This is a genomic window from Methanomassiliicoccus sp., assembly GCA_012719175.1.
Taxonomy (GTDB): domain Archaea; phylum Thermoplasmatota; class Thermoplasmata; order Methanomassiliicoccales; family Methanomassiliicoccaceae; genus UBA6.
In genome coordinates this window covers 151,587-177,394 of sequence record JAAYAX010000013.1, presented here as the reverse complement: position 1 = coordinate 177,394, position 25,808 = coordinate 151,587, and the positions used below count along the sequence as shown (strand labels likewise).

19 protein-coding genes are annotated in these 25,808 nt (G+C 57.7%); 12 read left to right on the top strand and 7 right to left on the bottom strand.

Going from position 1 to position 25,808, the window contains the following annotated elements:
• Positions 1-7: 7 nt before the first annotated feature.
• The gene (locus GXX95_10270; protein NLT38524.1) at positions 8-2,770 is read right to left on the bottom strand and encodes an FtsX-like permease family protein; all 2,763 of its coding nucleotides are present in this window, start codon (positions 2,768-2,770) and stop codon (positions 8-10) included.
• A 474-nt stretch (positions 2,771-3,244) separates the two neighbouring features.
• Complete coding sequence (locus tag GXX95_10265; protein NLT38523.1) at positions 3,245-4,546, bottom strand: MFS transporter; 1,302 nt, start codon at positions 4,544-4,546, stop codon at positions 3,245-3,247.
• Between the two features lie 431 nt (positions 4,547-4,977).
• Between GXX95_10265 and GXX95_10260 the strand changes: the two genes are divergently transcribed.
• The 7 genes from GXX95_10260 (at position 4,978) to GXX95_10230 (ending at position 14,731) form a co-directional block, all read left to right on the top strand.
• Positions 4,978-5,571: a nitroreductase family protein gene (locus GXX95_10260; GenBank protein ID NLT38522.1), complete on the top strand. Its 594-nt coding sequence runs from the start codon at positions 4,978-4,980 to the stop codon at positions 5,569-5,571.
• 961 nt (positions 5,572-6,532) lie between these two features.
• The gene (locus tag GXX95_10255; protein ID NLT38521.1) at positions 6,533-8,053 is read left to right on the top strand and encodes a hypothetical protein; all 1,521 of its coding nucleotides are present in this window, start codon (positions 6,533-6,535) and stop codon (positions 8,051-8,053) included.
• Between the two features lie 11 nt (positions 8,054-8,064).
• Positions 8,065-8,673 (top strand): hypothetical protein, encoded by a 609-nt coding sequence (locus GXX95_10250; GenBank protein ID NLT38520.1) that lies wholly within the window; start codon positions 8,065-8,067, stop codon positions 8,671-8,673.
• Positions 8,674-8,880: 207 nt separating this feature from the next.
• Complete coding sequence (locus GXX95_10245) at positions 8,881-12,930, top strand: hypothetical protein (protein NLT38519.1); 4,050 nt, start codon at positions 8,881-8,883, stop codon at positions 12,928-12,930.
• Positions 12,931-13,326: 396 nt separating this feature from the next.
• Positions 13,327-13,749 (top strand): DUF420 domain-containing protein, encoded by a 423-nt coding sequence (locus tag GXX95_10240; protein NLT38518.1) that lies wholly within the window; start codon positions 13,327-13,329, stop codon positions 13,747-13,749.
• 71 nt (positions 13,750-13,820) lie between these two features.
• Positions 13,821-14,591 (top strand): fibronectin type III domain-containing protein, encoded by a 771-nt coding sequence (locus GXX95_10235; protein NLT38517.1) that lies wholly within the window; start codon positions 13,821-13,823, stop codon positions 14,589-14,591.
• Positions 14,588-14,731, top strand: coding sequence for a hypothetical protein (locus tag GXX95_10230; protein NLT38516.1), 144 nt, complete (start codon positions 14,588-14,590; stop codon positions 14,729-14,731). The genes GXX95_10235 and GXX95_10230 overlap by 4 nt, the downstream gene beginning before the upstream one ends.
• Before the next feature lie 76 nt (positions 14,732-14,807).
• Here GXX95_10230 and GXX95_10225 read toward each other — a convergent pair whose 3' ends face one another.
• Entirely contained in the window at positions 14,808-15,287 is a 480-nt protein-coding gene (locus GXX95_10225) for a type IV pilin (protein ID NLT38515.1), read from the bottom strand.
• 154 nt (positions 15,288-15,441) lie between these two features.
• Between GXX95_10225 and GXX95_10220 the strand changes: the two genes are divergently transcribed.
• From GXX95_10220 to GXX95_10205, 4 genes are all read left to right on the top strand, one after another.
• Positions 15,442-17,193 (top strand): ABC transporter ATP-binding protein, encoded by a 1,752-nt coding sequence (locus GXX95_10220; protein ID NLT38514.1) that lies wholly within the window; start codon positions 15,442-15,444, stop codon positions 17,191-17,193.
• On the top strand, positions 17,190-18,995 hold the full coding sequence (locus GXX95_10215; protein NLT38513.1) for an ABC transporter ATP-binding protein: 1,806 nt from the start codon (positions 17,190-17,192) through the stop codon (positions 18,993-18,995). The genes GXX95_10220 and GXX95_10215 overlap by 4 nt, the downstream gene beginning before the upstream one ends.
• A 183-nt stretch (positions 18,996-19,178) precedes the next feature.
• Positions 19,179-19,484 (top strand): hypothetical protein, encoded by a 306-nt coding sequence (locus tag GXX95_10210; protein NLT38512.1) that lies wholly within the window; start codon positions 19,179-19,181, stop codon positions 19,482-19,484.
• Positions 19,485-19,674: 190 nt separating this feature from the next.
• On the top strand, positions 19,675-21,309 hold the full coding sequence (locus GXX95_10205; protein NLT38511.1) for an acyl--CoA ligase: 1,635 nt from the start codon (positions 19,675-19,677) through the stop codon (positions 21,307-21,309).
• Positions 21,310-21,480: 171 nt separating this feature from the next.
• On the opposite strand, the gene GXX95_10200 is transcribed toward GXX95_10205, so the two are convergent.
• The 4 genes from GXX95_10200 to GXX95_10185 all read right to left on the bottom strand — a co-directional run bounded on the left by GXX95_10200 (position 21,481) and on the right by GXX95_10185 (position 25,148).
• Positions 21,481-21,921, bottom strand: coding sequence for a universal stress protein (locus tag GXX95_10200; protein NLT38510.1), 441 nt, complete (start codon positions 21,919-21,921; stop codon positions 21,481-21,483).
• Between the two features lie 195 nt (positions 21,922-22,116).
• Positions 22,117-22,932 (bottom strand): SDR family oxidoreductase, encoded by an 816-nt coding sequence (locus GXX95_10195; protein NLT38509.1) that lies wholly within the window; start codon positions 22,930-22,932, stop codon positions 22,117-22,119.
• A 141-nt stretch (positions 22,933-23,073) separates the two neighbouring features.
• Complete coding sequence (locus GXX95_10190; protein ID NLT38508.1) at positions 23,074-23,412, bottom strand: cupin domain-containing protein; 339 nt, start codon at positions 23,410-23,412, stop codon at positions 23,074-23,076.
• 167 nt (positions 23,413-23,579) lie between these two features.
• Positions 23,580-25,148 carry a lipopolysaccharide biosynthesis protein gene (locus tag GXX95_10185; protein NLT38507.1) on the bottom strand — a complete coding sequence of 523 codons (1,569 nt, stop codon included), beginning with the start codon at positions 25,146-25,148 and terminating at the stop codon, positions 23,580-23,582.
• Between the two features lie 76 nt (positions 25,149-25,224).
• Here GXX95_10185 and GXX95_10180 point away from each other — a divergent pair, with 76 nt between their 5' ends.
• Positions 25,225-25,686, top strand: a complete 462-nt coding sequence (locus tag GXX95_10180) for a DUF3795 domain-containing protein (GenBank protein ID NLT38506.1) — start codon at positions 25,225-25,227, stop codon at positions 25,684-25,686.
• Positions 25,687-25,808 lie beyond the last annotated feature (122 nt).

Here is a 25,808-nt window from a genome sequence, read left to right as displayed (position 1 = left end):
ATTTATGTCACTCAAATCTCAGGACATCTGCCGGGGCGATATGAGTGGCCCCCCTTGCAGCAGGGTAAACGCTAAGAAGAGTGGTGACCAATGCGAGCACGTCGATGAGCAGGATGGGCCACCAATCGAGATAGAACGAGAAGCCGCTGTCCTTCAAGGTAACTATCCACAGCTGGTATCCCACCAGCACACCCATTGTAGTTCCTATGAGGATGCCCAGCATAGATATGGCCCCCGACTCCATCATGAAGTGGGCCAAGACCATCCCCCGGCGGTACCCTACGGCCCTCATGATCCCGATCTCCTTCCTGCGCTCCCTGATGTTCCTCATCGTGATTATTCCCAGACCGATGATGCCGATGATCAGCCCCAGCGCCAGGTATCCCCTTCCTAAGGCGAACATCCCGTCGATGGTCCGGGTCGATTCTCTGGCCAGCTCCGCCACCGCCACCGTCTGGAGGCCATTGGGGAGGAAGCTCCTCTCCAGAAGAGCGGACTGCTCCACGGCGTCCAGACCACCAACGAGCCGTATCAGCATGAGCCCGAACCCCTGAGCCCCCAGAACCCCTCGGACCTCCGGTTCGGCCATGAAGACGCCATTCAACACGCTTTGTTTCATTACCCCCGCGACGGTGACGTTGACCGCACCTGCCGCGTTAACCAGTGCGATGCGGTCGCCGACCTTCAGGGGATCGCCGTTGACCATGACCCCGGTCTGGTCGACCCCACCGCCTAGGCTCCCGTCGACGATGGCCAGGGACGAATCGTTCAGGACACCGTCCCAAACATCCCTCTCTGAGCTAAAGTTGTCCTCATCCCAGGTTGCCAGTGGATAGCTACCGACCTCGAAGAAACGGCGGTCGATCCCCACTATCTGGGTAATGTCCGCGCTCGATCCAGAACTGATTCCACCATATCTCTCTAGGTTCGCAAGAGCAGTTGGAAATGACAGCACGATGGTTGCATTATCACTTTTGAAATAAGACGAGGTGGAGTTCATCGTCTCCCAAGGGTCTTCAACTATAGGCGACCCAGCGCCGGTCTGAGCGATGATATCGAAACCGCCTGAGGATTCCGTTATCTGCAGACCAACATTGGTGCCGACCAGGCTGGATACGACCGACAGCGTGGTCACGGTAAATATCACGAGCCCGAATATGAAGATGCTGAGGGCGGTCCTGAACCTGGCCCTTAAAGGATAGGACATAGCGGTCTTGATGACCGCCCGGTACTCTCCCCTGCCACCGAACATCTTGACAACAGCCGCTATAAGCAGGTCATTGTTGACCATTATCAGAACGAGGCACGCCGTCACCATGAACAAACCCGCGAGGATGAAGATCTCCGTGGGTACGGCATAGGGGAACAAGCGCGCATTGTTGGGCAGAGGCAGCCACGGCAGCAGCATCACGATGCTTCCTATGGTCCACGCCCACCTATCGGCGATGAGCCTCTGTCCCCAGAGCCCGATCGACAGGCCTATCAGTGACAGACCGGTGTTCGCCAGAATGAGCGACCGGTCGTGGATACCGAGGGCGGTCAGTGCCCCGCCTGAAACCAGAATGGCTGCTCCGATGAGATGTAAGTTGTGTTGTTGTCGAGTAGGGCGTGACGCCTCCAGATCCCTCATGGCCCCCACTATGTTGAGCCGGGCTATCCTGGTAGCAACCATGTACGTCGTGACCAATGTGATGAACGCCCCTATCGCGAAGGATATGAAGAGCGATGAGGGGCGGAAATCGAAGTATGGTAGTAGCTGCATCCCGGTTATGGTGGATACGCTGGCCATCACCCAAGCGACAATGTAGGCCATTCCCACACCCAGTATCGCCCCCACTGCCGATGCCAGGACCGCATACACGGCCCCCTCGTACACCAGCAGCCGTTTTAACTGGTCCCGCCTAAAACCTAGCGCCCGGAGAACCCCCAGCTCGCTCTTACGCTCCTCGCCTAGCATGGAGAATATGTTTACGATAAGTGCCGTCCCGGCGATGACCGAGAACGAACCCAGGACGAAGAAGAGGACCACGAACATGTTCATGAATTCCCTCGTGCTGCGTATCGTTTCCTGTTTGTCGGACACTATCGTCATTCCGGTCCCGGAGGCCGACTCGGACAGGATGTTATCGATTGCGGCCCTGGCATCGTTGATCTCTCCGTTCACGGCGATCATAAGGAGGTTACGCTCACCCTGGCGGTCGACCAGTTCCATTAGATCAGAGAGGTTCATGATGGCCGTGGGCACCCGATTGAAGCCTGCCAGGCCAGTAGGCTCCACTGTGGCACCCACCGTTAAGGTAGTGGTCCTGTTCCCGCGGAGGACCAGGAACGAGTCACCCTCGGTGACACCCATATTCCTTGCTGCCGCCTGGTTGAGGTATATCGTACCCGAGAGGGGGCCGGAGATCGGGCTCCCATCATATCGCCGAAGTTCGCCAAGGTCCTGGTATGCCTGCTCCTCCGCCCCTATCGTCTGAAGGGCTGGCTCCCCTATGCCCGTCCGTAGATCTTGTCCGGCCACCGTGTCAAGGATGACCGAATGAGCGGTCCTTAACGAATCCACCTGGCGTAACTCGCTCACAATAGAATCCAGGAGCCCCTCGTCGAAATACTCGTAACCACCCCTCTGAGAGGCAACTGTCAGGTCAACCTCTCCGAACGCCTCTGCCGCCTGCGTCGAGATCATGTTGTCCAAGGTGTCATTGATCACAAACGAGGATGAGATCACTGCCGTCCCGATAAGCAGGCCACCAATAACGAGAGCGGTCATCACAGGGCGTCTCGATGAGTTACGAAGTGCCATGGTGTCGATAAGTCGGTTGAAAAGAGCATCCAATAATAGACACATGAAAAGGATCGCCATCACCACGACGATGGCGATATCGAAAGGGAGGAAGAGCAAGGATAGGGCAGAAAGGAATGTTCCGAGGACTATTATGGTCGTTATTACTGGACGTCCCCTCCTCTTCCTACCCTTCAGACCCTCGGAACCCATGGAGCGAGGATGTAATAATCTCCCGCTCACATTATGATTTGGCCCAAACTTCTATTGACCATTAAAGACCCTTCATTGGACGCATTAAGGGGTTTCATGACCTTTCTTCTCATCGATCGCAGTCTCATCTGAGAGGTCATGCTGATCAGGATAAGACCACCAAGATTGTGGGCTTATACAGGTCCGGCCGACCTCCCCTCAAATTTCATATCAATGGTCGATGAACTTTCATGCTTTTTGAAAAAATCCTCATTGGATATGACCTATCGGCGCACAGAGTTGTGGTTCGATCCTTTTAGATGGCGGAGTTGTTTCCATTACCATGTTAGGTTGAACGTTCAGCACGAATACGATATTCTCGGCCGGAGGCTTCCTCACCAAAGCTTGAATGGCAGGAAGGCGGCTATATCTAGGTATCTTGAACGTGGGTCTTGCACCCGATCGCCCCTTCATCACGAAGGCGAGCAGGGGGACCGCGGCGAACTGCAGGGACATTGACAGCAGGACCATCGCCGGCAGAGAGATATCGTAGAGTATGCCCACCGCCACGCTCCCCAGGAACCACGACAGGCCGAAGGCGGCGTTGTAGCTCCCGAAGGCCAGACCTTTGCGGAAGGACGGTGAAAGATCGGCCACCACCGCCCTCATCACCGATTCCTGAGCTCCGAAACCGATGCCGTAGAGCAGAAATCCTATCAGTACCACGTTGAAGTCGGAGGAGAAGATCAGGGGCACGAAGAACGGCACCATCGCTGAGGCGATGACGAGCGGGCCCATCCCTATCCTGTCGTACAGTCTACCGAACACCAGGGCGGACAGGGCGTCGGCGGCCATGGCCACGGCGTACATGATGGGGACCCACCCCTCGGACACCCCTCCGAACGTGCTGACGTGGAACGCGATCAGTGGGTAGTCGGCGTAACCGGCGGCGATCAACGCTCCGGCCAGCAGGAAGAGCCAGAACGGGATAGGGAATTTCTCACGCTTCTCCTTCACTGGACAGCGGCCCCTGACATCTCCGGGTGTGGGGTTCACCTTCCAGGCATAGATCAGGAGGACCATGGCGGCCAACGCCGGTATCAACATGACCTCGAAGCCTAGGCGGTAGTCCCCGTCGAAGAGGAGGACCATCACCATGACCATGGGCCCGATCATGCCCCCCACGGACGACAAGGCCTCCTGGATGCCGTAGCTCCAGCCCCGGCCCACGCTGCTTCCCGCATGGGAGATCATAGCTTCCCGGGCGGGGCCGCGGATGGCCCGGCCCAAGCGTTCCACCATTATCAGGATCACCGCGGTGGTCCAGTCCCCCGCGAGCGCCAGGGCGGGCACGGCGACGACATTGATCCCGTATCCAACGAACACGAAGATCCAGTAGTGTCCGCGCTCATCGGCGATCCATCCGAAAACGATCCTTAGGCCGTACCCTATCAGCTCCCCCAGGCCGGAGACGATGCTGATGGTGACGGCGCCGGCCCCCAGGATGGTGAGGTACGGGCCGACGACGCTCCGCGTGCCCTCGTTGGCCACATCGACCATGAGGCTGACCATGCCAAATATGAGAACGAACAGTATTACGGTCGAACGTCCCCTGCGGCCAGCGGCCTTGTTGCTAGAACTGCGCCTTCCCACCCCATCCCACCTGTTCAGAACATCTCCATTGGCAGTTTTATCTGGAAAACTGCGGCAGGAGCTTCGGTATTACGTGCCTTTCAACATCCCTCGTATTCGATTACCGTTTTCGGAAATCGGAAGAGGATGTCTTTGGCGAACATATCAAGGCACGGACGTAATTATTCAAATATGAATTTAAAAATCAATAATGGTCATGGGGAAAATAATCATGAAAGTTAACGATGGCTCTCCCTTGAACGAGGCTCATAAGCCTTACAGGGTGCGGTGGAAACGATGCTTGGATGACGCTGCCATACGGGGCGATTCCCTAAATATCACGGTCGCCAATCTAAGCCCGGAGGAACGATATGAACGCGGTCATGGACAACATCTATGGGAGACGGTCGGTCAGAGCTTATACCGAGGAGCCGATCTCGGAAGAACAGATTAAAGAGATCATCAAGGCGGGAGTGCATGCGCCGAACGGCGCAAACAGCCAACCGCTGCGTTTCGCCGTTATAACCAGTAGCGAGAAGAAGAAGCAGTACTCCGACATATCCAAGGCCTTGTTCGTGGAGAACATGAAGAAGGCCATGAGCGAGGCCCCGCCTGAAAAGAAGCATTTTTTCGAGAACTACATCGAGAGACTGTCGAAACCGTCCTTTGACATCTTCTACGGTGCCCCCGTTCTCATATTGATCTACAGTTCGCCGGCGTCCTTCACACCGGTCGAGGACGGCTCTCTGGCCGCGGAGAACATGATGCTAGTGGCCCACTCCATGGGCATCGGAAGCTGCTGGATCGGGTTTGCATCACCGTTAGGATACGTACCCGAGGTCTTCAAGGAGCTGAACGTACCGGAGGACCACAGATTGATCGCCCCCCTGGTGTTCGGCCATCCTAAGAAGAAGGACATGGCCACGACGGAGAGATCGGAGCCACAGATATTGGCATGGCTCTAATAGATATCCGGTAGCGATCAATGGTATGACGTCATCGGCCGCTCCACGGGACGATCACGCATATCCATATGCGCTCCCCGCAACGTATGTAATGGGTATCGATACTCCCATAAAGATCGCAATGAAGAGTTATAGCGTCCCCATCGAGAACAAGGTTGAGGCGATGTGAAAGCTGATGGGTGTAACGGACAAGAACGGAAATGCTCAGTCCTCTATCACTTTCTCCGGGTCCGGACAAACTGCTTCCAGACCTTTCCTTACCCATCCTTGTTCGAGATCAGGGATGCTGCTGGTCACGGCCGAATGCAGCCAGGTCGGGATGGCCTTGATTTAAGAATGATATCCAATATTGAAATTTTAAAAGTGTAATATTATATAATAAAATAAACATTGAAAACAACTTGGATGGGTAATATGATCTGGAGGTCGGAGTTATCATGGGGAAGCGTCAGATACGTATATGCTGTGAGATCATGGAAAAGCGCCTTGAGGAGGGAGGGGTAGAGCTTGATAAGGCGGGTAATCTCATTTTTTCCTTCGGTTGCTGGCTAGACAACATCCCCCTTCAACGATGCCCTTACTGTGGTACCGAGATAGAAGTGGTTCTCGAAGAAATGAATGCCCTGCGGATCGTTCGTTGACCACAACCGACTGCAAGTCGCCCTGCATCGCCACGAGGTTCTCGTCGGCAAATATTCGATCATGGATAATATCTTGATTAAGTTCCAGAAGACGGTTTCTGCCGCAATTGGGTCAGCCCAACATACAGCTTCAAGCAGCAGCGGCTCATGAAGCGCCGTTCTAAAGGATGAAAACGCGGGTTTTATCGATAAGGCTCCCACATCATGCCGTGCATCCCCACGAAAAAGCATGCATCCTGTCCAGTTCAGCCGAGTCTTAACAATCATTAAATAGTCTCGCACTCAAAATAATATTCTGGGTGGTAAGAACGTGGGGACAATTGTACACCGGTAGCGATCGGCTCAGGAACCTGCAGGTTGTCCAGAACCAGGACGGGCGCCTTGAGGTCTTCGGGACGAACTCTCAGGACCAGATATGGTTCACCTGGCAGACGGCACCCAGCAACGGATGGGTTGGAAGGTGGAATATATTATACAGCGATGTCGACCGTCTTCGCGTTTTGTCAGCGGCACGGAACAAGGACGGCCGCCTTGAGGTGTTTGGCATCGCTCCAGATGGAAGGGTCTGGCATACCTGGCAAACGGCACCGAACAATGGATGGGTCGGTAGTTGGAACCTTATGCACGGCAGCTCTCATCGTTTAAAATCGCTGACGGCCGTGCAGAACCAGGACGGACGCCTTGAGGTCTTCGGCATCGGGTCGGACGATAGGATATGGCATACTTGGCAAACGGCACCGAGCAATGGTTGGAACGAAGGCTGGAACATCTTGTACAGCGATGCCGACCGGTTGAAGAACTTGGTGGCCATACAGAACAAGGACGGACGTCTGGAACTGTTCGGGACGAACTCCCAGGACCAGATCTGGCATACCTGGCAGACGGCGCCCAACAACGGCTGGGTCGGCAGGTGGAATATCCTGTACAACGAATCCGACAGGCTCAGGAACCTGCAGGTGGTGCAGAACCAGGACGGACGCCTTGAGGTCTTCGGAACGAACTCCCAGGACCAGATATGGTTCACATGGCAGACCTCGCCAAGCAATGGTTGGGTCGGCAGGTGGAACATCTTGTACAGCGAATCCGACAGGTTACGGAACCTGGCGGTGACGCGCAACCATGATGGGCGCCTCGAGGTCTTCGGAACGAACTCCCAGGACCAGATCTGGCATACCTGGCAGACAGCACCCAACAATGGCTGGGTCGGCAGATGGCATATGATGTTCCAGGACGTTGACCGGTTGAGGGAACTGGCCGCTATCCGCAACGCCGATGGCCGCATCGAGGTGTTCGGCGTCGCCCCTGACGATAAGATATGGCATACCTGGCAGACATCGCCTAGCAACGGCTGGTGGTCGGAGTGGAGACGTATTAACTTTGCTATGCAAGCACAGCAGCAGACCAACTGGTGCTGGGCGGCGGTCTCAACCAGCGTCTCCGCCTTCTTTGATAATGCTACCACATGGACCCAGTGCCGGGTCGTTAACGGGGAGCTGGGGAGGACCGATTGCTGCACCCAGGGATCGAGCACCAACTGCAACGTACCCTGGTTCCTCGATAGGGCGCTGACACGTACCGGCAATCTCAGGTCCATGACGTCCGGCTCCCCCACCATGAACGATGTCCGTCAGGACGTCGACAACAACCGCCCGCTATGTGTCCGTATAGGCTGGTCCGGAGGTGGAGGTCATTTCGTGGCCATCGACGGATACAACAGCGACCTGGACATGGTGGCCGTGGACGATCCCTGGTTCGGAGCGTCTGACGTTGCTCTGAACGTGCTGCAGACCGCCTATCAGGGTACAGGTTCGACCACCCACCGTTACCGGGTGGAGCCTTAGGAGGTGATGATTTGTCCATTAAGATGCGAAAGGACCCCATAGAGGCCAAGGAGATGATGAGGACGAACCTCACAAAAATGATGGCCAAGCAGGCGTTCCGTACCCCCAACCTATCACGGTTGAGCAGGGAGCGCGCCGACCGCATCCCCGAAGTGCAGTCGGCCCTACCCACATACAACCTGGGGCTGGAAGACCTGGCGAGGGAGAGGGACATGAAACGGGCTAAGGAGGTCGGATGGCGTTACCTGCTCAAGGAGGATCAGGAGGTCATCGCCTCGGTGGACATCCTTACGAAACGGAACGAGCAGCCGGTCTTCGCTCAGACCAACGAAGGTCCATACGTCCGTGGGATCAGTAAAGCTTTAACGAGTGTGACGGAGACGGAAGTGGTCCAGAGGAAGGACTTCGAGGCCCGCGTCCTTACCATCCCGGCGCTGCGGATCGTAGCCCTATGGTTAAAGGACGATGACGGTAACGAGGACATCATCATGCCCATAGAACCGACCCCGCCGCCGCTGGTAGCGAACAAGGAGATGTCCGTAGAGGAGTTCCTGGAGGTGGTCGGCAAGCAGGCCGAGGAGCTGCTCGCGCTGTACACATCGGACGAGATGGGTGGATAGAGGAGAGCGCAGGCGCCACCGTTCGAACAGCCTTTCCCTGCATTCAGCCGAAGCTCTCGCGGGAAGTTCGTATGAACACCCTCCGCGAGGGCATCCAGACTACTGGTCGGAGCGATATTTTTTCACTAAGGATATATAGAACATGCGGCCAACAATTAATCATTCTCGCTCCAGAGAGTTGAGGAAAAGAACTGTGGGGGATTTCAATTGGTGACAGCTAAGACAATACTGAGGTTGGCAAATGACGGTAGCTCTGTCTTCGATGGTTCCAGCAAGGGCATCGATATAAAGGACTCGAGCAAGGTGCAGCTTCAAGGAGGCGCGGTCAGCTTTGACAGAGGGGGTCTGGAGTTCGCGGAGAGCCCCGATATCAAGGAGCTGAAATCGTTCACAATCAGTGCCAGCATCGCGCTGGACCGGATCGGGCCGCAGCGACAATCGGTCCTGGTCTCCCAGGACCCGGCCATAGAACTGTACGTGGAGCCTAATGGGCAGGTCGTAGGTTCTATCCACACCGAAGGAGGGCAGGTGGACATCCGCAGCGGGGACAAGCTGCTCCAGCCTGATAAGAGGTACGAGATCAGATTATGGAGGGACGACGCAGGGTCATTGGGGCTGGAGATCGACGGGCAGGTCGTGGGCTCACAGACCAATGTGGCACCGCCCAAGAAGATCGGGGCCAAAGGCATGGTCCTGGGCGCGGCCGTGGATGGGGGCAGCACCTTCAACGGCAAGATGTTCGATGTTCAGGTCAAGAACAAGGCGGTGACCGCGGCCCTGCTCAAAGAGAAGCAGGCCCTGGCCGACAAGATCAAGGCCGATTTCACGCAGAGGACGGGTCTCACCAAGGTCCACGTCCGCCTGCTTGTAGACGAAAGTGCTGCTCGACTGCAGCACATCAAGGACATCATGAACGCGGCTGGGGTGGAGCGCATCAACGATCTCGCTACGTTCCAGGTCACCAAGCCGGTGACCATGACGCCCAACATGGTGCTGGTGGGACCTCGGAAAGGTAAGGCGATCACCGATTGGAAGACGGTGCCGGACCGGTTCGTGATGGCCACGCCCGCCAAGAAGCAGGAGATGCTGGCCGCCATGCTGCCCAACCGCCATAGCGTAAAGGTGCTGCAGCGCAGTGCTACCATAGTACACGAGACCAGACCGGAGGAGGGAAGGGCAGTAACCCGAACAGGCACGATAGCCACCACGCGCAGCGGTGCGCTCGTCGGTCGGACCGTCCGGGGAGCGGCCGTGGGGCGCGCGGGCGTGGCGGTGGTCAGAGAGCCGTTGGATAGGATCGCAGATTCCGTCACCATCAGAGGGGAGGCCCTGGAGATACGGAGCCCAAAGATCCTAGAGACCCTCAAGGAGCCGCTGCCGTTCAAATGGCCCATCAGCACCAGCATACCTCCTCAGACGCTCGTTCTCCAGAACCTGCCAGTGAATAGCTCGGTGATCATAGCCGGAATCCTCGACCTGACGAACATAAAGCTTACGGTCGACTCACATGTGGAGACCCTGTACATCATCGCTGAGAGGATAGTGTGCGGGCCCAACGCCACTATCACCTGGAGCCGGCCGGGTGGGGCCACGCCGGCGAGGGCGGACGACCCCAACCTCAATGGCCGAGGGTGGAGCGGGGTGCAGACCAAGCCCGACTCCAGGGACGGCCTGGACGGCGGACATGGCAGCCCCGGCGGCACCGGGATCGCCGGACGCGCGGGGAACCACGCTCCCAAGCTCGAGATCTGGGTCAAGAGCATGGACGCCATCCCCACCATCGACCTGAACGGCGAAGGAGGGATCAAAGGAGGCCGCGGACAACGGGGCGGGAGCGGAGGCTCCGGCGGCAACGGCAGCGGCGGAAAACGCATCTGGGTCTTCGGCTGGACATGCGTCAGCGACCCCGGGGACGGCGGCAACGGCGGTTCCGGCGGCCCGGGAGGTCCGGGCGGTCCCGGAGGGCGTGGCGCCAACGGAGGCAAGATCACCATCGGCGTGCTCGAGGGAACCCTGGAATCCACCGTGACCAGCAGGTCCTTCAAGATCAAGAACCAGGGAGGCCCCCGGGGTCGGGGTGGGGACGGAGGCCCCGGCGGTCTTGGCGGCAGGGGAGGAGCCAGCGGGGCTGGGGAGACCTGCCGCGATGCCAAGAACGGCGTTCAGGGCGCCAACGGGCAGCCGGGGGCGGCGGGAGCGGACGGTAGCCGCGACGGGGACGATGGCGACATCACCTTCTTCGAGTTCACCGAGGAGGAATGGGAGGAGCAGCTCACGCGCCCGTGGATCACCGACATCGCTCCGGACGAGGTCTTCCCCGGAGACAAGCTCACCATCAAAGGGAGCGCTTTCACCACCGACGACCGCGTCGTCCTCGGTACCAGCGAGCTCACGCCGGCCGTCAACGCCGACGAGAGCATCTCCATCACTGTACCTATAAACGCCACGGGAGGATTAGCCGCGGTGTTCGTCCGCAGGAGCGACGGGGTGGTGAGCAACCGCATCAACGTAGGAATCAAACCACAGCTGGACCCTATCGCCAGAGCGCTGGTCCAGGGAGCGGAGGGCGAGGTGTCGGGGAGGGCCTTCAGCACTGGGGCCTCGGTGCTGGTCAACGGCGCCTCCATCCCCGCGACGGTGTCCACCGCTACAAGCCTCAAGTTCGTCATGCCGGGGACCGGCGGGATAGGAAGCTCTGGTGGCACGGTGGAGGTGCAGGTGCGGAACCCTGACGGGCGGGTGAGCAACATGCGAACGGTGTCCCTGCCCGGCATCCTGGAGATCCCCTTCACCTACGGAAAGCACAACCTAAGTTTCAGGAACTTCACCGATGGGATCCCCGACTGGAGCACCTATGAGGACACCTACGGTGCCGCAGAGGTATGGCACGAGCTCCTAGATCCCATCTTTGGACATCCCGTGCTCACCGCGGCCTTCTACGCCTTCTACCATTACTTCCTCAAGGGGGAGGCCAACGGCGGATTGGCCACGGGGTTCTGCACATCCATGAGCGCCATGGTGGCCGATAGACTGTGGCAGGGATTGGAGGACACCGTGACGCTGCAGAAGGGCCAGGTGCACAAGGCCCTTACGGCCATACACGGGCGGCTGCTCAGCAGGGAGGCGCTCCTGACCTTCCATGATCAGGGGCGGGAGGAGGCGGAAAGGATCGAGAGGTCGGCTCGGGAGATAGAGGCCACCTTTTTACGAGGTACGGACCGTCAGAACGCGCCTCTCCTCTTCTTCATACCATCGGGGGAGGTGTGGGACTCCGGGTACTTCGATAAGCTGGGACGCTCCCACTGCGTCATGCCCTACCGGTTCGTGTACCCGACCGGACGGCCCCTGCCGCAGCTGACGCCCGACGGCTCGTCCACCACCTCCGACCTCGACGGGGTGGAGATGTTCGTCTGGGACTGCAACAATCCGGTCACAACGACCTCCAAGGTCCGCTTCCGCCGTGATGGGAACAGGATATTGTACGACTACCTGCCCGACGGGACCAACCCGCAGTTCAATTTCGAGCAGGGGGTGACCCTGGGGATGATGACCAACGGAAGGTATCACCTGTCCGATGTGGACCTGCCCTTCAGTGGTCCGTTCGGACTCACCAGGTTCATCGTCGATTTCATCCTGTCCCCGGCGGACCTGCAGGTCACGAACGCCGAAGGCAAGAGGACAGGCACCTTCGGCGGCAAGATACTGAGCGAGATTCCAGGAAGTCATCCGTTGTACCTGATCAAAGGAGGATACATGCTGCCGCCGGGGGAGGCCTACGTGCGAAAGTTCGTGGGGACTGCCGGCGGCAAGTACACGTTCAACACCATCATGCCCGAGGGCATGTCCATCGCTTTGGAGAACGTGGACACGGTGGCGGGGCAGGAGGATTCCCTCTCCATCGGAGCGGACGGCACCCTGTTACGCTTCTCCCCGGCGGTGGAGAAGAGGGTGGACCTCTCCGTCTGCCGGATGGTAGGCGATCAGGCGAGAGCACTGACGGTCACCGGTGTGGGGGGCGGACCAGGCTCCGACATCGATATCGCTTCCTCTCCCGACCTCTCGCTCATACGAGTGGGGAACCAGGGGGCGGACCGCTCCAACATAGAGGTCCGGGCGTTCATGCTCGACAAGTCGACGGGCGCGAAGCTGAACCAGAATGTCCCGGGGCTGACGATCCCCAAGGACAACGACATGACCATAGCAGTCACCGACTGGAAGCGGCTGCAGCCATCGATCAGCATGGTGCCTTTCGAGTAGAGGGGGACGACGAAGGTCTACGCGGCCCCGAGGAAGTATCGGCCACGTTGACCACGAGGTAGGCGAGCAGACCGTGGCCCCTGCCTTTCCGTCATCTCCCCGGTCGATGCTCCCACCTCGCATCATCCGGAGAAGGTGGCTCTTTCACTGGAGATGCATATGGTCGTTTGCTGGGAATGTCCATTCCACATAAGCTGACAGAAATGGACGTAACTCTTTCCGACCCCCAGTTCTTTCAGCAGCAGTAAGTTTACAGGATAGCCGAGGTTCAGCTCCTCCATTCATACACGCCGCCCTGGCCATGGATGATACGCCCATTGTAAGATGCCTAGCGTGGACTTTATATCAGCCCGGTTGCAATTATTTCGGGAAACTATGGGGATCTTCGGAGCGAACGTGCCATTGCTGGTCGACCTGAACCTGTTGGGAGAGACGGTCCTAGCTATACTCATGGTAACGGCCCTCTTATTGGCCGCCGCTCATAAGGGGCACATTCACCATTACCTGATGCTGACCGTCTTCACAGTGGACCTGCTGGTGTTCAAGCCCATCATGTTCAGTCTCGCCTTCAACGGCTCGAACGGCCTCTTCCCCTGGGAAGGCTCTTCGATCCTCCTGCACCTCATCATCTCTTCCATCGTGGCTGCGCTGGGCCTCCTCGCCATCTATTTGGGGTTCAGGAAGGTGGTAAAGCGAGGAGGAAAGATGTTCATGCCCAAACAAGGTCGCGTGCACAGGATCGTCGGAGCTCTGTTCATCGCCCTCTGGTTGATCACTTACATCATAGGCCTGTTCATCTTCTACAGGGCATGGTACTGATGCTCGTATTTGGACGGTGCATATTAGTAAGAAAAAAATAGGGTAAGCTCGAATCGAAAATTGGTGTTCTCTTGAGACGCTTCCAGCCGACCCTCATCTCCCTGATGTTGTTGCTCGCATTGGTCTCGCTCTGGAGCGTCCCGGTATCGGCGGACGTGCCTATTCACACCCTTAGCACCACGACTTCTGGAGCTGATACGGTCCTGGTGATCACGGTCACACACCAGGACCCCACTACCTCCCACCGCATTGACCTTATCGAGGTCGAGGTGACCAACAGCACGGGTACGGACACATACATGGTCTCACCCCCGCCCGGGCTGCAACCGGTGACCTTCACAGTCACCTTCGATCTCGGCCCGATCACGGAGTTAAACACCATACGGTCCCGGGTCCACTGCAATGTCCATGGTTGGAGCGTCGTGGAGACGCTGACCTTGAACCCCCAGGCCGTTGTTCCCAGCTCACCGCGGGACCTTCAGGTGCGTGCCGGCGACGGCCAAGCTTCTCTGACCTGGCAGGTTCCCGCCGATGATGGGGGCTCCTCGGTGACGAACTATGTGGTCTATCGCGGGTCAAGCAGTGGTAATGAGAGCCTTCTCACAACCTTGGGGAACGTGCGTAACTACGTCGATACTGGCCTGAACAATAACGAGACCTATTTCTACAAGGTGAGCGCGATGAACGCCGCGGGGGAGAGCGCCCTATCAGAGGAGGTCAGCGTGATCCCTAATTTAGCCGCCCCCGACGGTATGGGCCAGACCCTCTTGATCGTGGCCGGCATCATAGTTGTTGTAATAATCATTTCAGCGGTGTACTTGATACAGACGCGTAGGAAATGAAGCTGGGCGGTCAGGACCTGAACGATCGCCGTGTGACACCTCACTCCTATAGGCAGATCCTTCTGGCAGCCGTGGCCATTTGCCGTCCAGATGCATCAAAGGAACCGATCGCGTTCCGCGACCATCACGGCGCTCCATGAACTATCAATATGATGTGTGCATTCGTTCAACAGCGATCGCTCGTTCCACCATATAAGAAAAAAAGGTGGAAGGTGCCTACATGTTCAGGCTCGCCGACGCCATCACCGACCCGTCCTGGGTCCAAATGAGATAGACGATGTACTTCCCATTCATCGCACCGCCGTTGGTGTTGGAGATCGTCAGATGGTCGCCTGGGCTGATCCTCCCGTCCCCTCCCAGGTCCGTGACCATCATGTTGTAGGGACCGACGGTGATGTTGCCCGACGGGGCCATTGCCACGGCGGCAGGGGTGGCACCATCGTGTTCGATGGTCACCTTGCAGTCGGTGAGATCGGTGTCCTTGCTGAACGAGCCGAAGGAGACCCTCATGGTGTCGTTGGAGACCTTCTCCGCAATGCCAAACCCACCGGACGGGGGCGGGGGGCTGTTGCTGCCTAGCTCCGTGACCATCACATAGACGACCGAGGATAGGACCACGGTGATAGCGACCAATAGGATGGTGGCGATGACCGGGGATACGCCGGAGCGCCCCATCCACTTGTTCATGATCTTCACATCCCTCCCTCTGGGCTGTTATCGTCTCATGCGTAAAAGAACTTATTTAATGGACCAAGCGCCTCACCGCCCATTCAGGTGTAGGGTGCTCTTGTCAAGGGTCTGAATCCTCCGACCCCCTTGCACACCGATATGATGATGGCGCTGGTGTAGGATGATCCTGAAATATCTGAAGGCTAGAGAGTGGGCACTGGTCATCATCATCACGGCCTTCATCGTGGTCCAGGTGTGGTTCGACCTGATGATCCCGGACCACATGTACGCGATCACCAACCTTATCCAGACCGGCGGCACGGTGGACCAGGTCATGAACGAGGGGTGGATGATGCTGGTCCTCGCATTCGGGAGCCTTCTGACAGCGCTGGCCATCGGCTACCTGGCAGCCTATGTCGCCACGTCCCTGTCCAAGCGCATCCGCTCTCTGGAGTTCAGTAGGGTGCAGTCGTTCTCCGCCGCCGAGGTCAACAGGTTCTCCACGGCAAGCCTGATCACTCGCGCGACCAACGATGTCACCCAGGTGCAGATGGCCGTGGCCATGGGCCTGCAGGTCATCATCAAGGCGCCGATCCTCGCGGGATGGGCCATCATCAAGATATCCGGAAAAAGCTGGCAGTGGACCACCGCCACGGCCGTGGCCATCATCGTGATGCTTGTGGTCATCTTTGTGCTGATGTATTTCGTGGTCCCGCGCTTCAAGAGGATCCAGTGGCTCACCGATGAGGTCAACCGGCACGTGAGGGAGAACCTAAAGGGCATTCGCGTCATCCGTGCGTACAACGCCGAGGACTATCAGGAGCAAAAGTTCGAGAAGGCCAACGAGGACCTCACGTCCAATAACCTGTTCACAGGCCGGGCGATGGCGCTGATGATGCCGGTAATGTCGGCAGTGATGAGCATGCTCTCCCTCTCCATATACTGGATAGGGGGCATCATCATCGCTGCCACTGTTGGTATAGGCTCGCAGATGCTGCTGTTCTCGGACATGATCACCTTCCTGGCGTACGCGATGCAGGTGGTCATGGGGTTCATGATGCTGGTCATCGTGTTCATCATACTACCCCGGGCGATGGTTGCCGCCAGGCGTATCGAGGAGATACTGGATACGGAGCCGTCGATCAAGGACGGGAACGTCACGGCATCGCCAGGACCGACGAACGGCGAGATAGTGTTCGACAGGGTGGGCTTCAAGTATCCGGGGGCATCCGATTACGTCCTGAAAGACATCAGCTTCAAAGCGGAGAAGGGTGAGACAATAGCGTTCATCGGCTCCACCGGGAGCGGGAAGAGCACCATAGTTAGCCTCATCATGCGCTCGTACGATGTCACCGAAGGGGCGATAAGGATCGATGGTGTGGATGTCCGTGACTACACTCTCAAGGCGCTCCATGGTAAGATCGGATACGTGCCGCAGAAGGCGAACCTGTTCTCCGGCACCATCGCCTCCAACGTCGCCTACGGCGATAGGACGTCTAAGAGCTTGGAAGAGGAAGTGAGGAAGGCGGTCGCGGTCGCCCAGTCCACGGATTTCGTGGAGAACATGGAGGGCGGTTACGACGCGGCCATAGCTCAGGGGGGAACCAACGTCTCCGGGGGTCAGAAGCAGCGGCTCTCCATCGCCCGTGCGGTGTTCAGACGGCCCGAGATATACATCTTCGATGACTCGTTCTCCGCGCTGGACTACAGGACGGACCGCATGCTCAGGAGCGCCCTGAAGAAGGAAACGGCGGATGTGACCAGCGTGATCGTCGCCCAGAGGGTCGGCACGATAATGGACGCTGACAAGATAGTCGTCCTGGACAATGGGTTCATCGCCGGGATCGGCAGGCATCAAGACCTTCTGGAAACCTGTCCCGTGTACAAGGAGATAGTCTACTCTCAGCTGTCCGAGGAGGAGGTCTGCAGATGATGCGCGGTGGTCCTCCAGGCGGTCATCCGGGCATGCACCAGGAGGCAAGGGCCAAGAGCTTCAAGGAGGCCTGGAGCAGGATGCTGGCCTACATGAGGCCGTACATACCGGCGATCATCTTGGCCTCAGTCCTTGTGACCATTGGCACCGTGTTCACGGTCATAGGGCCCGACAAGCTCAGCGAGATGACCGACCTCATCTTCGACGGTATGAGGAGCGGGTCTATCGACCTTACCGCGGTCGCGGGCATCGGAACGTTCCTGGTGACGATATACGTCATATCGGCGGTGCAGACCTACGGGCAGGGTTACATCGTGGCCACCGTGGTCCAGAAGTTGTCGAAGCGTCTCCGCACCGACATATCGGAGAAGATCAACCGCCTCCCGCTAAGGTACTTCGACAGGACCAGCTACGGTGACGTCCTCAGCCGGGCGACGAACGATGTGGACACCATCGGGCAGTCATTGAACCAGAGCATCGGCACGCTGATGAGCGCCTCCGCGCTGCTCATCGGAGCTTTGGTCATGATGCTCATCACCGATGTCACCATGACCGTGGCCGCGGTCCTCTCCGCGCTGGCCGGCTTCGGCCTGATGATCGTGATAATGACCAAGTCGCAGAAGTTCTTCAGACGCCAGCAGCTCTATCTGGGCAAGATAAACGGTTTTGTCGAGGAGATGTACACCGGGCACAACATCGTCAAGGCGTACAACGGCGAGGAGGCTGCACAGAGGGAGTTTAACTCCTTCAACGACGACCTCTTCGACAGCGCGTTCAAGTCCTTGTTCCTGTCGGGCATGATGATGCCCATCATGGGATTCATCGGCAACCTGGGTTACGTGGTGGTGTGCATCGTGGGCGCGGTGCAGGTCATCAACGGCGCCATATCCATCGGAACGATCGTCGCGTTCATCGTGTACGTGCGATTGTTCACGCAGCCCCTCACGCAGCTGGGACAGGCCATGACCAGCCTGCAGTCGGTGGCAGCGGCCTCGGAGCGCGTGTTCGAGTTCATTAACGAGCCGGAGCTGGAGAACGAGGACGATAAAAAATTGGTCCACAAGGACGTGAGAGGGGACGTGGAGTTCCGGAACGTGTTCTTCGGATACACGCCCGAGAAGGAGGTCATTCACAACTTCTCGGTCAAGGTCAGTGCCGGAGAGAAGGTGGCGATAGTCGGTCCCACCGGTGCAGGCAAGACCACGATAGTCAACCTCTTGATGAGGTTCTACGAGGTGAACTCGGGCGATATACTCATCGACGGCGTATCGACCAGACAGCTCACGAGGGAGAATGTGCACGACATGTTCTGCATGGTCCTACAGGACACCTGGCTCTTCCAGGGCACCATACGGGAGAACGTCGCCTACCGCAAGGAAGGCGTCACTGACGAGCAGGTGGAGAGCGCGTGCAAGGCAGTGGGCATCCATCACTTCATCAACACCCTTCCGGACGGTTACGATACCGTCCTCGACGACGAGTCCCAGATGTCCATCGGGCAGAGGCAGCAGCTGACCATCGCCCGCGCGGTGGTACAGAACGCACCCCTCCTTATACTGGACGAGGCCACCAGCTCCGTGGACACGAGGACGGAAAGGATCATCCAGAAGGCGATGAACGATCTAACGGTAGGAAGGACCTCCTTCATCATCGCCCACCGCCTCTCGACGATCAAGGATGCTGATGTTATCCTCGTCATGAGGGACGGAAGCATCGTGGAGAGCGGGAGCCACGATGAACTGCTGAGCCGGGGCGGATTCTACCGCGACCTCTACAACAGCCAGTTCGAGGAATGCGATTGAGCTCGACTCTAGAACGCCGCCTCAAAGGGCATTTAACATATCTCTGCCCCTCACTCGAGGGCAATAAATAAGGCTGTGACAGCGACGGTGACATAAGCACTTCGTTAGAGCTTCAGGTTCGAGAGCACTCATGGAAATGAGTATTTGTAACATGGAGGCAATCCCTACGACGGAGGATGCCAGTTGCCGTTCGGTCATGATATGAGAGGGGCGGGGATCACCCCGGCCTTTGAGAGGACGACCAGGATGATCAGGTGCCCCCGGTGCGGTCAAATGTTCTCCCTCTTCCAGTCGCGGGCCATCGCCTGCCAGGGGTGCAGGAAAGGTGCATTCGGCTGCCAGCTGGCCCGCTGCATCCGGTGCGATCACGAGTTCCCCCTGGAAGGTACGCTGGCAACGGACCGTGTGGACCAGAAGCTTCTTGCCGATTACATCAACAACGTCGTGGCCACGCACAATAGGAACATGGGTCGAAGCGACTCACGTTGACCTCTGAGCGTTCAGGGACATCATCGTGTGAAGATGACTTAGAGCGGCCGCTCCGGCTCTGTTGTGAGCTATGAACCAAAACGCGGCCAAGAAAGGTCGTACTGCCGACATAAACGATAAGAGGGGAGACGTGTTACATTTTGTCATAGTAACGTCTTACAGAAATAATGCAGAGAAAGTGGGAATGGAAATGCCTATCACAGATATCCTAGCTCATAACGCCTCCCTTTATGGTCACGAGGTCAGCCTGATCGAGATCAACCCCGAGATCACCGAGGTTCGAAGGAGCTGGAAGGACTACGAGCTGGTAGAGCTCAATCCGGAGAGAAAATACAGGAGACAGATGACCTGGCGGGAATTTGACGATAAAGCCAACCGACTTGCCAATTTCCTGATGGAGCGGGGCTTGGAAAAGGGGCACAAGGTCGGGATCCTCCTGATGAACTGCCTGGAATGGCTGCCGATCTACTTCGGCGTGTTGAAGACCGGCGCCCTGGCCGTTCCGCTCAACTACCGTTATACGGAGGACGAGATCAAATACTGTCTGGAGCTGGCCGAGTGTGATGTGCTGATCTTCGGGCCGGAGTTCATCGACCGGGTCGAGGCCATCCGTGAGCACATCCCCGAAGTGAAGATGCGATTGTTCGTGGGGCAGGACTGCCCGTCGTTTGCCGAGAACTACTACGCGCTCACCGCGTGCTGCTCCTCCATCGCACCCAAGGTCCCCATCACCGATGAGGACGACGCCGCCATATACTTCTCGTCCGGTACGACTGGCTTCCCCAAGGCCATCCTTCACACGCACCGCGGTCTTGTATCATCGTGCGAGGTGGAGATGGACCACCACGGGCAGAGGCGGGACGATAATTTCCTGTGCATCCCACCGCTCTACCACACCGGTGCGAAGATGCATTGGTTCGGGAGCTTCCTGTCCGGGAGCAAGGCCGTGCTGCTTCGCGGTGTCAATCCTGAATGGATATTGAAGGCCGTGTCCGAGGAGCAGATCACCATCGTCTGGCTCCTGGTGCCGTGGGCACAGGACATCCTGGATGCGATAGAGCACGGGGACGTGCGGCTGGAGGACTACCAGCTCGACCAGTGGAGGCTAATGCACATCGGCGCCCAACCGGTGCCGCCAAGCTTGATAAAGCGCTGGAAGGAGTATTTCCCTAGCCATGATTACGATACCGATTACGGCCTGTCCGAGTCCATCGGACCGGGCTGCGTCCATCTCGGTATCGAGAACATCCACAAGGTGGGGGCCATCGGAAAGGCCGGCTACAATTGGGAGCTGCAGATCGTGGATGAGGCCGGGCGGCCGGTGAAGCAGGGCGATGTGGGTGAGCTCTGTGTGAGAGGTTCGGGCGTTATGAAGTGCTACTACAACAACCCCGAGGCCACCGCCGAGGTCCTCAAGGACGGATGGCTGTACACGGGGGACATGGCACGAATGGACGAGGACGGTTTTGTCTTCCTTGTCGACCGCAAGAAGGACGTGATCATCACTGGGGGCGAGAACCTCTATCCTGTGCAGATCGAGGACTTTTTGCATACGCATCCCGCGATAAAGGACGTGGCCGTAATAGGTCTCCCCGACCACCGTCTGGGGGAGATCGCCGTGGCCATCATCGAGCTGAAGCCGAACGTGTCCTGCACCGAGGCCGAGATCATGCAGTTCTGCAACGCCCTGCCCCGCTACAAGCGCCCCCGCAGGATAATCTTTGAGAGGGTGCCCCGCAACCCCACAGGGAAGATCGAGAAGCCCCGTCTCCGTGAGAAGTACATCGGCGGCAGCCTGGTGGAGGCACAGACCAAGGAGACCTGAAGTCCTCTTGCGGTTCTTCACCATCTGTGGGGAAGATGCTCCCGCAGTCGCAGGTGATACATCGGGACCCCTCCTCGGGCACGATCTGTGGACATGGACCGATGAGAGACGATCACCCCTCTAGGCTTGGCAACAAGTTAGGATGTCAGATGAGGCGGTCAGACCTACCCCCTAGAACGGCCCCTTCCTTTCATCCCGCCTGGGGGGAATGATGGTCATGGGGATGGTGATGTGGTGCGAAACCCTGCCCGTCACGCTTCCCAGGAGGAAGCGCTCCACGCTCCCCAGCCCCCTGCTCCCCAGGATAACTTGATCATACCCCTTCCTCGCTTCGTCCAGTATCTCCTCGGCCGGGTTGCCTATGGCCTCGACCACATTGCATCTCATCCCTGCCGCGTCCAGTATCTCCCTGGCCCCCTTAAGGCGCTCCATCTCCGAGTCAGGGATGTCGTAGGGGATGTTCATCCTCTGCCCGGCGGAGGCCGGTGGGGTCCAGACAAAGATCAGAGTGATCGTCGCGTCCAACTTCTTCGCGATATCCACAGCATACCTTACTGCTTCTTCAGAGTACTTTGAACCATCTACGCAGACCAACAGCCTCTTCATGGGCACCTTTCCACACCTCCTTTTTCCGTTTAAAGATTGGGTAGATGGAGGGATATGAAAGGATTCTTTTTCGTTCCTTTCAGAGCGAAATATTGAATGAAGGTGAGCGATAAAAACGGGGGACCGAGAGCGGTCCCCGTGCATACCTAGGCGGTCCAGCATATCGACGGACGGCGGAGTGAGGAGAACGGCGCCGCAGTATCATCCACCGGCCGCGCCCTGGTGGCATATGGCCTCGCTCAGGTCGAACAGGCGACCTGCCGCCTCCATGTCCTTGGACCTTCTGGACGTCCGCGCCACCTTGCATTTGTAGAAATATTCGCCACTGACGTTTGCCACCTCCTCGGATGTGGCCAGATACACCGCTGTCCGGCAGCCCTGTTCCGGGGTCTGGAAGAGGGGCTTCAACATCTTGACGAGGGACCTTCCGAAACCCGTGTCCCGGTCAACGCCCATCTGTGTGGCCACGGCGCCGGGATGACAGGCATTGACGGTGACCCTGCTCCCCCTATCCCTCAACCTCAACGCCAGCTCCCTGGTGAAGTAGAGGTTGGCCAGCTTCGATTGCCCGTACGACCTGATAACATTGTACCGCAGCTGGAGGTTTATGTCGTCGAAGTGGACCCTCCCCATCTTATGGGCGCCGGAGCTGTAGATCACGATGCGGCCGGATCCCGACCTCTCCAGGAGGTCCAGGAGCGATGTGGTCAACAGAAAATGCCCTATGTGGTTCACCCCGAACTGAAGCTCCAGGCCATCCATGGTCTCCCGCCTGTCCAGGGTGATCACGCCCGCGTTGTTGATGAGGACATCCAGTTTATCGAACCTCTCCCTGAAGCTACTGACGAAACTTCGGATCGAGGCCATGCTGCCAAGGTCGCACAGCATGAGGTCGACCCTGCGTCCGGCAACTCCGGTTATCTCCTCGTAGGCGGCCCTGCCTCTGGCCTGGTCACGGCAGAGCATCACCACATGAAACCCCATGTCCGCCAGGATCGCAGTGGACGCCTTTCCCATACCCGAATTGGCCCCGGTTATCAATGCGATCTTTCCGGTCTCACCGCTGAACACGCCTCCGCATCCTTGTCCAGACGTATATATCTCAGGGTCTGGACCACAGATCAAAAAATGGGGTCGAAGGCGCCGCGAGGTCCTCCCTCACAGCACCTTGGTGCCTACCTTTGGCTTGGGGGTCTTCACGACCAGGAACCGGAAGTCCATGTCTCCAGGATTGATGAGGCGGTGCGGTATCTTGGCCGGGGATTCTATGATCATGTCCTTGGAGACGGTAGCGGTCTCCTCCCCTATCTCCACCATGCCCTCTCCCTCCAGGATGTAGAAGAAGACATCGACCGGAGTGATGTGCTTCTTCAGGGATTCTCCTGGCCTCAGGAGGATATGGACGCACTGGGCCAGGTCATGATCGTAGATGGTCTTGGCGCTCACTTTGTGTGGATTGGGGCGGTCCTCGTGATCGGAAATCTTGGTGACCTTCATATGTTCATCTCCTCTGTTCTCATTTCTTCCATGCTGTGGTGTGATATTGTTTTTTCCTTGGCTACTAAGTGGTCGGTCTTGGTCGAGAACACCTCTCACCACACTATCTCTTTTTACGATAGGAATGACTCTCTGTGCATCGGCATCTCATCAACCGTGACGTAGGGTCAAAAGGTCTTTTTTCTTGAGGATATGAAGCCCCTTACCATTGACACGGCCTTGTAGGGCGTGTACCGGTCGAGGACATTGATCACTATCAGCGTCACCAGGGCGTAAGTCCCCAGTAGGATGAACATGGAGTAGAGGTCGGGAGTCGGGAACAGCACGGTCCTGACCAGTGCCGTGGAACCGATGGAGCATATGATCAGGGCCAGGGGGTAGACCAATGGAGCATAGGCCTCCCAGACGCCGATGGTCAATATCTTCTTGACCGAGTTTATGAAGAGGAACAGCACCGGGAAGCAGCTGAAGGCAACGGCCAGGGATACGCCTACTAGGCCGTAATTATCCATCAGGGGGTAGATCAACGTGAAGAGGATTATCACCTGTATGAACTGGAGCATGGAATGTAGGCGGGGCTTCCCCACGGCCAAGAAGAGGGCTGCGGAGGTCTCCTCCAATCCCCGCACCAGGCCCCACCACGCCAGTATCTGGATGAGAGGTATGATGGGGGCCCAATTGCTACCCAGGAACACTAGGGTGATCTCCGGCGCCAGGGATACCAAGAGACCGGTCAGGACAAAGGAGATCAGCGCGGTCAGCTCCAGCGTTCTAAGGAAGAGGGCCTTGAGCTGCGCCAGGTCGTCCTGGATCTTGGAGTAGACCGGAAACGCCACCTGCGAAATGATCTGGCTGATCTCGGTGGATGGTGTGTTGGACAGCCCATAGGCCATCTGATAGAGCCCCAGCGCGGTGATGCCCAGGACCTTGCCCACGATTATGTCGTCACCCTGTATAAGGAGGAACACCAGGATGGAGGACGCCATTATCCAGATGCCATAGCTGGATAGGCCACGGACCTTCTTAAGATCAAAGTTGAACCGTGGACGGTAAGGATGTATGATGTAGCTCATTATCATGAGGATCAGGTCCTTGGCAATGATGCCGAAGACCAGGGCCCAAACGTTTTGGAAGATGAGGACGGCAGTTATGCTCACGATGAACTCTGTCGCCACCCCACTGAGCTTGAAAAGGTATTGTTTGCGGAAATCCAGGTTCTTGAGGAATAATATGGTGCCCAGGTTGGTGAACCCCTGGAAAATGAGGGTAATGCCTACGACCTGGAGCACTGGGGCGGCCTCGGGCGTGGCAAAGAAGTCGGCGATGTAAGGGGCGAAGAGGAACAGGACGATGAACAGGACAAAACCCCGTACTACCAGCAGCGTCCAAGCTGCGTTGAGGTCCTCGGTGATGTCGGTCTTCTTCTGCACCAGGGCCTGCTGGAAGCCGGTCTGTGAGAAGACGTCCAGGGCGTAGAGGGTGAGCAGGGCGATGTCCAATATGCCAAAGTCCGAAGGTAGCAGGAGACGGGCGAGGATGACCAGGCGGGTCAGTACGAGGATCTGCTGGAGGGAGTTGATGCCGAAGGACCACATAGTGCCCAAGAGCATCTTACCGTCAACTCTCTGCCTCCCGGGAGGGTCCGGGTCAGTGATGTTACCATCTCCTGAAGATGGCGCTGCCAGCATTCCTTCGGACAGACCGATGCGCTCCCCTCCACCTATTAGTCTCGCCAACTCTAATAGGTTCGGCCTTGGGGGAAGAACCGGCATCCTCAATAGGATTATACCTCTCCAGGAGCATAACGCTACCATGGTCGGGATCGAGCGTCCGGTCTTGGAGCGTTCCCATATCGCCCCCTGCGGGATGAACTGCGCCCTGTGCTTGGGGTACCAGCGGACCAAGAACAAGTGCCCAGGGTGCTGGGGAGACGATCCTAATAAGCCCGATCACTGTCGATTGTGCACCATCATCAACTGCCCTACCATCAGTGCCAACAGCTCCCATTTCTGTTACGAGTGCAGCAAGGTCCCCTGCAGGAGATTAAAGCAGCTGGACGCCCGCTACCGCACCAAATACGAGATGAGCATGATGGAGAACCTGGAAGAGATAAGGGAGCAAGGTGTGGACAACTTCCTGGCCCACCAGGCCGAACGGTACACGTGCCCGGCATGCCATGGTCTGCTGTGCGTGCATCGCCCTCAATGCCTTACCTGCGGTTGGACCAGGGACGTACCTGCGGCCAAGACCAAGCAGCCCAGAAAAGCTCCTTGATGATAGCACCCCTCAGGCTCCTCATGTCCAGTAGAATCAAGCACCGCCACGGAAAGGAGTGGGATCGGAGAAGGCGCTCGCCCCGTGCCGAGGCGTGGGCAGCTCTCCTTTAGATTAACCTT